The organism is Streptomyces sp. UG1 (genome assembly GCF_049974585.1).
Classification (GTDB): Bacteria; Actinomycetota; Actinomycetes; order Streptomycetales; family Streptomycetaceae; genus Streptomyces.
The window spans coordinates 81,314-91,872 of record NZ_JBNGGG010000012.1; the positions used below are offsets into that span (position 1 = coordinate 81,314).

General features: G+C 71.7%; 7 protein-coding genes and 1 pseudogene. 5 read left to right on the plus strand and 3 right to left on the minus strand.

All coding sequences use genetic code 11. From position 1 onward, the window contains the following. Positions 1-4: 4 nt before the first annotated feature. Positions 5-1,045, minus strand: coding sequence for a sugar ABC transporter substrate-binding protein (locus ACP4J3_RS15560; RefSeq protein WP_426534566.1), 1,041 nt, complete (start codon positions 1,043-1,045; stop codon positions 5-7). Between the two features lie 254 nt (positions 1,046-1,299). On the opposite strand from ACP4J3_RS15560, the gene ACP4J3_RS15565 reads away from it, so the two are divergent. From ACP4J3_RS15565 to ACP4J3_RS15575, 3 genes and pseudogenes are all read left to right on the plus strand, one after another. Then, positions 1,300-2,325, plus strand: a complete 1,026-nt coding sequence (locus ACP4J3_RS15565; RefSeq protein WP_426534568.1) for a response regulator transcription factor — start codon at positions 1,300-1,302, stop codon at positions 2,323-2,325. 521 nt (positions 2,326-2,846) lie between these two features. Further along, positions 2,847-3,470, plus strand: a pseudogene (locus ACP4J3_RS15570) (serine hydrolase domain-containing protein); the annotation flags it as partial. Then, the gene (locus ACP4J3_RS15575; RefSeq protein WP_426534570.1) at positions 3,467-5,110 is read left to right on the plus strand and encodes an alpha/beta hydrolase; all 1,644 of its coding nucleotides are present in this window, start codon (positions 3,467-3,469) and stop codon (positions 5,108-5,110) included. The pseudogene ACP4J3_RS15570 and the gene ACP4J3_RS15575, both read left to right, overlap by 4 nt. 122 nt (positions 5,111-5,232) lie before the next feature. Here the strand turns inward: ACP4J3_RS15575 and ACP4J3_RS15580 are convergent, their stop codons facing one another. Both ACP4J3_RS15580 and ACP4J3_RS15585 read right to left on the minus strand, forming a co-directional pair. Further along, on the minus strand, positions 5,233-5,364 hold the full coding sequence (locus tag ACP4J3_RS15580; RefSeq protein WP_426534572.1) for a hypothetical protein: 132 nt from the start codon (positions 5,362-5,364) through the stop codon (positions 5,233-5,235). Positions 5,365-5,422: 58 nt separating this feature from the next. Further along, on the minus strand, positions 5,423-6,136 hold the full coding sequence (locus ACP4J3_RS15585) for a DUF4232 domain-containing protein (protein ID WP_426534574.1): 714 nt from the start codon (positions 6,134-6,136) through the stop codon (positions 5,423-5,425). Positions 6,137-6,322: 186 nt separating this feature from the next. Between ACP4J3_RS15585 and ACP4J3_RS15590 the strand changes: the two genes are divergently transcribed. Both ACP4J3_RS15590 and ACP4J3_RS15595 read left to right on the plus strand, forming a co-directional pair. Next, on the plus strand, positions 6,323-7,684 hold the full coding sequence (locus tag ACP4J3_RS15590; protein ID WP_426534576.1) for a helix-turn-helix domain-containing protein: 1,362 nt from the start codon (positions 6,323-6,325) through the stop codon (positions 7,682-7,684). Positions 7,685-7,814: 130 nt separating this feature from the next. After that, a complete protein-coding gene (locus ACP4J3_RS15595) occupies positions 7,815-10,472 on the plus strand; it encodes an RICIN domain-containing protein (protein WP_426534578.1) in 2,658 nt (885 codons plus the stop codon). Positions 10,473-10,559: the final 87 nt, after the last annotated feature.

The window sequence follows — 10,559 nt, forward strand, 5'->3', positions numbered from 1 at the left end:
GTCCCTAGGCGTTCTGGGCGAGCAGGTCGTCGATCCTCGCGGTGTCGTCCGGGCCGACCAGGGAGATCGGCACCTGGGCGCTGGGGTTCGCCCTGCCCGCGGCGACGGCGCGCGGCACGTCGACGACGGCGTTCGCGATGTCGTTCGGGGCGAGGGCGGCGGAGGCGCGGTAGAAGGTGCCCTGCTTGATGGCGAGGAGGGAGGGCACGGCGCCGTCCTGCCCGCCGACGAAGGTCTTCGCGTCGTCCTTCTTCCGGCCCGCCTGCTGGAGCGCCTTGAAGCCGCCGTACGCGGCGGCGTCCGTGACGCCGAGGATGAGGTTGAGGTCCGGGTGCTTGGCGAGGATCGCGTTGGACTTCGCGAGCCCGGAGTCGGGGTCGATGGCCTGTTCCCGGGCGACCACGTCCACGCCGGGCGCGAGCTTGGTGAAGGCGTCGATCATGCCCTTGGTGCGCTCGCGTCCCAGCTCGATGGTGTTGTCGGTGAGGAAGGCGACCTTGCCCTTCCCGCCGAGTGCGTCCTTCGCCCACTTGGCCGCCGCCTCGCCCAGCAGGGTGCCGCCCTCGCGGAAGCTGAACTGGATGTCGGCGCTCTGGTGCTCCAGCGAGCCTCCGTACGTCACCCAGATCAGCCCCGCGTCCAGCGCCTGCCGGGCGATCGGTTCGGCGGCCTCGAAGACCATGGGGAACGACACGATCGCGGGGACCTTGCGGGCGACCCAGGTGTTGAGGTTGGTGGCCTGGGTGTCGGCGTTGGCTCCGTCGTTCGTGGTCAGCAGCGAGATGCCGTGCTTCTTCGCGGCGGTCCTGGAGAGCTTGACGAGCGTGGTGTAGAGCGGGAGCTGGGTGAACGGGTAGTCCAGGCCGATCTTCGTCAGGCGGGCGCCTGTCGAGGCCGGGCCCGAGGGCTTGGCCGAGGTCGACGCGCGCTGCGGCGCCGAGCAGCCGGCGGCGGTGAGCGCGGTGGCCAGGGCGGCGGCACCGGAGTGGGCGAGGAACTGTCTGCGCGAGGCGGCGGGGACGGTGGCGGACAGGCGTGTGGTCATGGCGGTGCGCTCCGTGGGGACGGGCCCGCTCACGGCGGGCGTCCGGCTGTGCCGAACAGGAAAGACCGCGGCAGCCCGCTCCACCATCCGTAGAAATACCGAACGAACACCGACTCGGCGACAGCGTCGGATGCCTCCGTCAAAAGTGCTGAACGCCTTGCCCGGTACGACCCCCACCCTTATCGTTGGGGCCCAAACGAACCCGACCGAAACCCCCGCATCGTGGTCCCGAGCCGCTCCCGGAGGAGGCTCGTATGCTCAGCCACCACCAGATCGCGGCGGCCACCCGCATCGGCATGCTCACCCGCGAGCGCGACACCGCCTCCGCCTGCGCCCAGGCGCTGCACGAACTCGCCCGCGCCCTGCCCCTGGACGCGGCGACCCTGCTCGCACTGGACCCACTGACCGGCATCCACGTACAGGTGGCGGGCATCGGCTACACCACCGAGACCTCCCAGGCCCTGGCCGCCGAGTTCGTCACGACGCCGTGGTACCGCAACGTCGTACGGCGGGAGCTGCCGCCGTCCATCTCCGAGGACACCGAGGACCCGCAGGAGTTCGGGCCCCGTTTCCGCAACGGCTGGTTCTACGCCGAGCGGGTCCGCCCGGCGGGCTTCCGCGACGGCGTCACGGGAGCGCTGCGGCACCGCGACCGCCTCGTCGGCCTGATCCATCTGAGCACCGAGCGCGCCGACGCCTACGACACCCGGGCACGCCACCTGCTCGCCTCCGTCATCCCGGCCCTCGCGGCCTTCGCCGACCCCGTGGCACACGCCGGTGAGCTGCACGGCCTGCCGGAGCAGGGCGCGGCGAGCCTCGTGACCGCCGACGGAGTGATCGACCTGCCCGATCGTGACCGCGCCCGGGTGCTGGCGGACACGGAGTTCCAGGGCCTGCTGCGCGCCTTCACCGGCACGGGCGGCCACCGGCTGCGGCTGCTGTGGCCGGTCGAAGGCGCCTGGTACCGCGTCACCCTCCACCGGCATCGGCCGGGCCCGGGGATCACGGCGGACGCGGTGCTGATGCACGAGACACCCACCGAACTGCCCTACGGGCTCAGCCCTCGGGAGCTGGAAGTGCTCACCCGGGCGGCGACGGGACAGACCAACCGGGCCATCGCGCAGGCGCTGTTCCTGTCCCCGCGGACCGTGCACAGCCACATCGAGCACCTTCTCCGCAAGACCGGCGCCGCCTCCCGCGCCGAGGCCACGGCCCTCGCCGTCCGCGACGGCCTGCTGCGCCCGAGCCCGGACCACCTCGCGTTCTTCGTCGAACGGTGAGCCGACGGAGCCCCCGGCGTGCGGGCGCACGGCCGCCCGCCGCCCCGTCGGCACCGTCCGGCTCAAGCGAGTGTGACGTCCACCGGGAGCTTGTTGATTCCGTCAACGAAGGTGGAGCGGCCTCGGGAGACCGCGCGGCCGGAGTCTGAACGGCGACGCGCCCCCATTCCACTGCTCAGCAGGTATCAACCCGCTCTGCGGGACGCGCCGGCCGCGTATCACGGCTCACCGTGCGGATCGAGCGGTCGGGCATGCGATCGGGCCACATCGGCGGTCACCGCCGCACCAGCTCGCCCGTACCAGCAGAAGGCCCCAACCGTCCAGGGGGGTTGCTCCCGGCTCTCTGCTCGGGCCGGCCTCAGCTCCGAAGCACATGCCTGCCGGAGTGATCACGGGACCGCCCGTGCCTACCGTGATGTGGCATGCCCACCTTCTCACCGACTCCGGAGACCGGCAGGCGCATCGGCCTCGCGGCCCTGGTGAGCGACGCCGGTCGACGGTGTTCGTCGGGCGTCCGGTGCGGCCACGACGGGGGCCTGATCACCGTACGACAGCTCCTGCGGCACACCAGCGGACTGCCCGACTATCTCGACGCCCCCGAATGGGAGCATCCCGAGCGGCTGCGATACCGCCACTTCGAGCCGCGCGACCTCGTCACGCGTGCTCTCGAACTGCCGCGCCCACAGGGCACCTGGCACTACGCCACCACCAACTACCTCGTCCTCGGCCCGCTCGTCCGCGAGGTCACCGGCCGTACCCCCGAGGCGGAGATCACTCGCCGCATCATCAAGCCCCTCGGGCTGCACGACACCAACTGGCCCGGCGACCTGGCGCGGTTCGCCGCCGTCCTGTTCGACGGCCGACTGCTGCCCGCGGCCCAACTGGCCGAGATGCGGCGGACGGTGGAGGCCGACGCCGATCGGCTGTGGCCGGGCGCCCGCTACGGGCTGGGCCTGATCTCGACACCGCTGTCCTGCTGCGGGACGTGGTGGGGGCACGGCGGGACGGTGCCCGGCGGCCACCGTGCGCTGATCGCCGTCGCGCTGAACGAGGTGCCCGCCTCGCTCCGGGCCGAACTCGACTTCCTGGACCTCGTCGACAAGTCCCTCTGCGAGGACAGGTCTCCCGAAAGGACGTCCGCATGACCAACTCCCCTTCCAGCTCCCCTTCCTCCCCCGGCACACCGCCCCGTACGACGTCGTCCCCCACCTCCTTAGCCCGTACGGCTCCTTTGCGGCACCGGCTCGTGTCGCGCACCGCGGCAGGGGCCGCCCTGTGCCTGGCCGGGGCGCTCACCATCACCGCCTCGCCCGCAGCGGCGGCCGAAACCGCCCCCGCGACCGCGGACCCCCTCGCCCGCTACCACCGGCAGCACCTCGACTGGAAAAGCTGCCTGCTCGGACCCGACGACGAGACCGGCAGGGAACTCCAGCAGGCGGGCGCCCAGTGCGCCGATGTCACCGTCCCGTTGAACTACGACGACCCGGACGGCCGCACGATCACCGTCGCGATCTCGCGGATCCGGGCCACCGACACGGCCCACCGCGTGGGCGCGCTGCTGCTCAACGGCGGTGGCCCCGGCGGGCCGACGATCGGCGACCCGCCGTGGGTGCGCACGGCGATGAAGCAGGTCGGTGAGCGCTACGACGTGGTGGGCGTCGACCCCCGTTTCGTCGGCCGCAGCACGCCGCTGGACTGCCACTGGCCCACCGGCTCCTTCATACGCGGCGCGGGGACCGACCGAGCGGGGTTCGACCGCACGGTGGCCCTGGCCGAGGAACTCGCCGGCCGTTGCCGGACGTTCCAGGGCGACGTCCTGCCGTACGTGACGACCCGGAACACCGCACGTGACATGGACGTCATCCGCGCCGCGCTCGGCGAGTCCAGGATCTCCTACCTCGGATACTCGTACGGCACCTACCTCGGCCAGGTGTACGCCACGATGTTCCCCGGCCGCACCGACCGGGTCGTGCTGGACGGCGTCGTCGCTCCCGACCGCTACAACCCCCGGCTGCTGCGCGGCACCGAACCGGCCAACCGGCACGCCCTCAAGGGCTGGGCCGCCTGGGCAGCCGCCCGCGACACCACCTACGGTCTGGGCCGCACCCGGGGCGAGGTGCTGGCGGCCGTGGACGGCGTCCAGGCGGCGGCCGGACGTACGCCCCTGCTGATCGGCGACCACCGGGTGGACAACCATCTGGTGCCCATCGTCCTCTTCAACGGCCTCTCGCAGGACAACGACGCCGCCTACGCCGATCTCGCGCAGGCCGTGCGGGACATGCGCCGCGCCACCGGCGGCCACACGGTCACCCCCTCGCCTTGGCTGGCCGAAACGCTCGGCTTCCTGCTGACTGGATCCGAGTCCGCATACGGCAGTGTGCAGACGGCGATCCTGTGCGGGGACGCCTCCGCGCCGCGCTCCCCCGAGGTGTACTGGCGCGACGTCCAACGTGCCCGCGCGCAGGACCCGTTGTTCGGTCCCGTCACCCACAACATCGGGCCGTGCGCGTTCTGGGACCCGCCGCGCGAACGCCCGACCACGATCCGCGGCGACCTTCCGGCCCTGCTCGTCAACGCGACCGGTGACCCGCGCACCATCTACCACAACGCCCAGACGGTGCGCCGCATGTGGCCCTCCTCCCGCCTGGTCACCCTCCGCGGCGCGGACCAGCACGCCGTGTACGGCGTCTTCGGCAGCGCCTGTGCCGACGCGACGGTCAACACCTACCTGGCCACCGGCCGCCTGCCGGCCACGGACGTCACCTGCGACCGGCCTTCCGGCTGAGGGAGGCTGTCCTGGCGGAGCCGTCTGCCCACGGCGTCTTCGACTGGAACGTCCAGCTCGCGTCGGCCCGGGCGGAGACCGGCGAACCGGGCGCCCCCAGCATGTCCGCACAGTCGGCGTGTTCAGACCGTGTGGCGGCGCCGGCGCACCCCCGCCCCCGCCGGCAGGTGGCCTGTGCCGCCCAGGACGATCACCTGGAAGGCCGCGCCGAAGTAGGCGGTCACGAAACGGGAGATCCTGCGGGTGCTGCGCATGGTGGGTCACCTGCCTGCCGGGGTCTGCGGGTCGGTTCTCGGAGCGCGCGCTCTCCCGTCACCAGTTGAGGGCGTCATCCATCGACTGCTGCCAGTACGTGACCTTGAGCGAGTCGTCGACGTAGACGCCCTTCGCCGGCAGGGACGGGTGAGCGCCCGCGCCGACGCTCTCGTCGCCGGAGCGGCCGCGGAAGTAGACGGTCAGGGAGTTCACGGTGTGGCCGTTCGAGCCGCTGCCGTCGGTGGCGGACAGGTTCACCGAGGCGTAGCCGGACTCGCCCGGCTGGAGCGTGACGACTGCCTGCGGCTTCGAGTCCTCGATGACCGGAGGCACGGCCTGGGCCTCGCCGAAGCGGAGGGCCGGGTAGCCGTAGAGGAAGCAGGTCCTGTCCCCGGTGTTGGTCACCGTGAGCAGCATGTGGTTCACGGGGCGGTTCAGCGGGGCCGCCACCGTCTTGGTGTTGGATCCCTCACAGGTGACCGGCTTGTCGGCCGAGACGGGTGCCTTCGACGCAGGGGTGTTCGCGGCGGGCCTTGTGATGGCGGTGGCGGGCCGGGCCTGCGGGGAGGAGGAGTTGGCGCCGGAGCCGGAGGACGAAGCGCCGGATGAAGGAGCGACGGAAGAGGAGTTCACGGTCGGCGCGGTGGCCGCCGAGGCACCCTCGTCCTGGACGCCTGTGCCCTCGCTGCACGCGGTCAGGGAGAGCGTGGCGAGAACGACGGTCGCGGCGGCGCCGACGAGACGAGTGCGGGAGGTGCGGAAGTTGGACATGTGACTGGGCCCCTTCGGTGTTCGGGTGGGGTGGTGATTGGATGACTGAAGCTTGTGAGGCGATCTGTCCCAGCCGCTACGAATGGCGGGCAGTAGGGGACGCTGGAACACCGAAACGCACTCTGACCAGTGCGAATACGGTGGCTCTGGAACGCGGGACTGGAACACGAGGGGATGGGGAGCGGGGTGCCAGGAGCAACAGGGGCCGGCGGAACGGAGGCGTTCGCGCGGTTGCTGCGGGAGCTCAAGGACCGCTCGGGGCTGAGCTACGGGGCGCTTGCCAAGCGGCTGCACATGAGCACGTCGACGCTGCACCGCTACTGCAACGGCACAGCGGTGCCCATCGAGTACGCGCCGGTGGAGCGCCTCGCAAGGGTCTGCCGGGCAACGCCGCAGGAACTGGTGGAGTTGCACCGGTGCTGGATCCTGGCGGACGCGGCGCGCGGGAACCGGGCGGATCAGGTCACGGTGACGGGTTCGGCTCAGGGAGCCGGTCCGGCTGATGCGACTGACTCAGCCGGTGCGGCGGACACGGTCAGTACGGTGGATCCGGGCTCGTCGGCATCGCGCGAACGGGGCGAGGGCGAGAACGGTGAGCTGATGGTCGTCGACGCGCCGAGCGAGCTCGCGCCGGCACGTCGTCGTACCGTGCTGATCGCCTCCGTTGCGGTCGTTGCCGTGCTGGGAGCCGTCGTACTCGCCGTGCGTCCGTGGTCCGGCGGCGGGGATGACGACACGGGCGGCCGACAGGCGGCGGGTGACACCGCCACGATGACCGGCACGGCGGACGCCGGGAAGCCGTCCGCCTCCCCGTCCCGGAGCGCGAAGGGACCCAAGCCGTCCGCATCGGCCTCCGCCGCCACCACCGAGCCCGAGGGGACCGGGTCCGGCACTTCGCAGGGCGGCGGCGAGCAGGGCGGGGCCCAGCGCACCGACGGCAGCGCCACCGGCGCCGTCCCGCTCGCTGTCGACACCCGTCCCTACGTCTACGACAACCCGTGCAGCCAGCACTTCCTCGTCGACAGCGAACCCGAGCAGGTCGGCCCGCCGGCGAACGAGGACACCGCCCCGCGCTGGGCCGCTGCGTACGGGGCGGTGTCCTCGGGCGCACAGCGGATCGTCCTCACCGTCCAGGGCACCGGCGAGGACACCGTCGTACTGAAGGATCTGCACATACGCGTCCTCACCAAGGGCGCGCCGCTCGCCTGGAACGACTACGCGATGGGCGTCGGCTGCGGCGGTGGCGTCGAGACCAGGTCGTTCGACATCGACCTCGACAAGGGCAGTCCCACGGTCACCGTCAAGAACGGCCAGCGCGACTTCCCGTACCAGGTCAGCGAGTCCGACCCGGAGGTCTTCTACGTCACCGCCCACACCAAGGCCCACGACGTTCGCTGGGACCTCACCCTGGACTGGTCCAGCGGCAGCCGCCGCGGCACCATCCACATCGACAACAACGGCACCCCGTTCCGCACCAGCGCCGACGCGGGCCGCCCGGGCTACGACTACCCCCTGGGCGGCAGCGAGTGGATCGAACGGAACAGCTGATCTGAAAAAGCTCCCGACTCGCGGCAACCCTGTGCGGAGCCTGTGACGACAGGGAAGCGGATCCGGCCAGTTCCGGTGGCCGGGATCCGGCTTTCCACTGTTGAACAGCAGGCAAGGAGAACGCCTCCCCATGAACACCCCCACGAACGGCGGGCGCCGCGGTCGGCACCGCCGTCGCTGGACCGCCACCGCTGTGCTGCTCGGCGTGCCCGCCGCCGTCGTGCCGTATCTCCTGTTCGCGCAGGAGGACTCGCAGGCCGCCACGGTCGACGCCGATGCCTACTACCGGCTGGTTTCCGTGCGCAGCGGCAAGGTGCTGGACGTCAGCAGCTTCTCCACCGCCGACGGTACCCGTATCCAGCAGTACACCGACCAGAACACCGCCAACCAGCAGTGGCGGCTGAGACCCACCGGGGACGGCTACTACGAGCTGGTGAACCGCAACAGCGGCAAAGTGCTGGGCACAGCGGGCAACTCGACCGCTCGGGCGGCCGCCGTCGAGCAGCAGACCGACAGCTCCGCCACCTCCCAGGAGTGGCGGATCGACGATGTGAGCGGTTCCGACGCCGTCACCTTCACCTCCCGCAGGAGCGGCCAGGTCCTGGACGTCTCGGGCGGCTCCACGGCCCAGGGCGCGGCGGTCATCCAGTATCCGGGCCACGGCGGCACCAACCAGCAGTGGAAGCTGGTGAAGACGGCCGAGACCCGCGCGTCCGGGACCGGCACCGCGCAGACCACGGCCGCGGCCGGATCGTATGTGTGGAACAACGCCCAGGTGGTGGGCGGCGGTTACGTCACCGGTCTGGTGTTCAACCAGAAGGAGAAGGGCCTGCTGTACGCGCGCACCGACATGGGCGGCGCCTACCGCTGGGACACCGGGGCCGAGCAGTGGATCCCGCTGACCGACTGGCTCGGCGAGAAGGACTGGAACCTGCTGGGCATCGACGCGGTGGCCACCGACCCCGTCGACCCCAACCGGCTCTACCTCACGGCGGGCACCTACACCAACAACTGGGCGGGCAACGGCGCGATCCTGCGCTCCACCGACCGGGGCCGCACCTTCAAACGCACCGATCTGCCCTTCAAGCTGGGCGCCAACGAGGACGGCCGCGGCGCGGGCGAACGGCTGGCGATCGACCCCGCGGACAACGGCACCCTGCTGCTGGGCACCCGCAAGAACGGCCTGTGGCGCAGCACCGACCACGGCGCGACCTGGAGCCAGGTCTCCTCGTTCCCCGTCAAGGACGGGGCGAGCAGCGGCGCAGGCATCTCCTTCGTGACGTACGGCCCGGCCGGCAGCAAGACGATCTACGTCGGCGTCGCCGACAAGTCCGCCTCCCTGTACCGCTCCACCGACGGCGGCAACACCTGGCAGGCCGTTGCCGGGCAGCCCACCGGCCAGCTGCCGCAGCACGGCGTGCTCGCCGGCGACGGCTCGCTGTACCTGACCTACACCAACGCCCTCGGCCCCAACGGCGTGACGGCGGGCTCGGTGTGGAAGTACACGCCGGCCCGCGGGGCGTGGAAGAACATCTCCCCCTCCCAGGGCAACTACGGGTTCTCCGGCCTGGCCGTCGACCCGCGCAAGCCCGCCACGGTGATGGTCACCACCCTCGGCCGCTGGTGGCCGGAGGACGAGATCTACCGGACCACCGACGGCGGTACGACCTGGAAGGCACTGGCGGCGAACTCGGCGCGCAGCGCCTCCGCCGCTCCTTACGTCGGTGACGGCGTCGGGCACTGGATGACCGCCCTGGCCATCGACCCCTTCGACTCCGGGCACGTGTTGTACGGCACCGGCAGCGGCATCTGGCGCAGCAAGGACGCGAACGCCTCCGACAGCGGCGGCACCAGCCACTGGACCGCGGGCGGCGCCCGAGGGCTGGAGGAGACCGCGCTGCTGGACGCGATCGCCCCGCCCGGCGGCGCCCAAGTCGTCACCGCCATGGGCGACCTGGGCGGCTTCCGCCACGACTCCCTGACCAAGGTGCCCGCCGGGCGACTGAAGAACCCGATGATGACCAACAGCACCAGCATCGACTTCGCCCAGGCCAAGCCCACGATGATGGTCCGCGTCGGCCGGGGCGGCGAGAAGGACGGCGCCTACTCCACCGACGGTGGCAGCACCTGGACCGGCTTCATGGCGGAGCCGGTGGCCGGCGCCGACACCGGTCACATCGCGCTCGCGGCCGACGGCTCCGCCATCGTCTGGACCCAGGCCGGCCAGGCCCCGCACCGCTCCACCGACAACGGGGCGAACTGGTCGAAGGTCAAGGGCCTGGGCCCCGACGCCACGGTTGTCGCCGACCGCTCCTCGGCCAAGACCTTCTACTCCCTGTCCGGCGGCACGCTCCACGCCAGCACCGACGGCGGCGCCACCTTCACCGCCCGCGCCACCAACCTGCCCGCCGACGGCCGGCTCGAGGCCACCCCCGGCATCGCCGGAGACCTGTGGATCGCCGGCGCCAGCAAGGGACTGCTGCACTCCACCGACGGCGGCCGCACCTTCACCACGCTCACCACGGTGCAGTCCGCCTCCGCCCTCGGCTTCGGCAAGGCCAAGCCGGGCACCAACTACCAGGCCCTGTACCTGATCGGCACCGTCAAGGACGTCACCGGCGTCTTCCGCTCCACCGACAAGGGCGCCACCTGGCTCCGCGTCAACGACCAGGCCCACCAGTGGGGCGCCATCGGCGGCACCGCCGTCATCACCGGCGACCCCGACACCTACGGCCGCGTCTACGTCGGCACCAACGGACGCGGCCTCCAGTACGGCGACCCGTCCTGACCCCGACACCCCAACGGGGCCGCAGCCACCACGGCCTGCGGCCCCACCAAGGCCGAGGCAACGCTTCGGCCTCCACCGGCCCGTGGC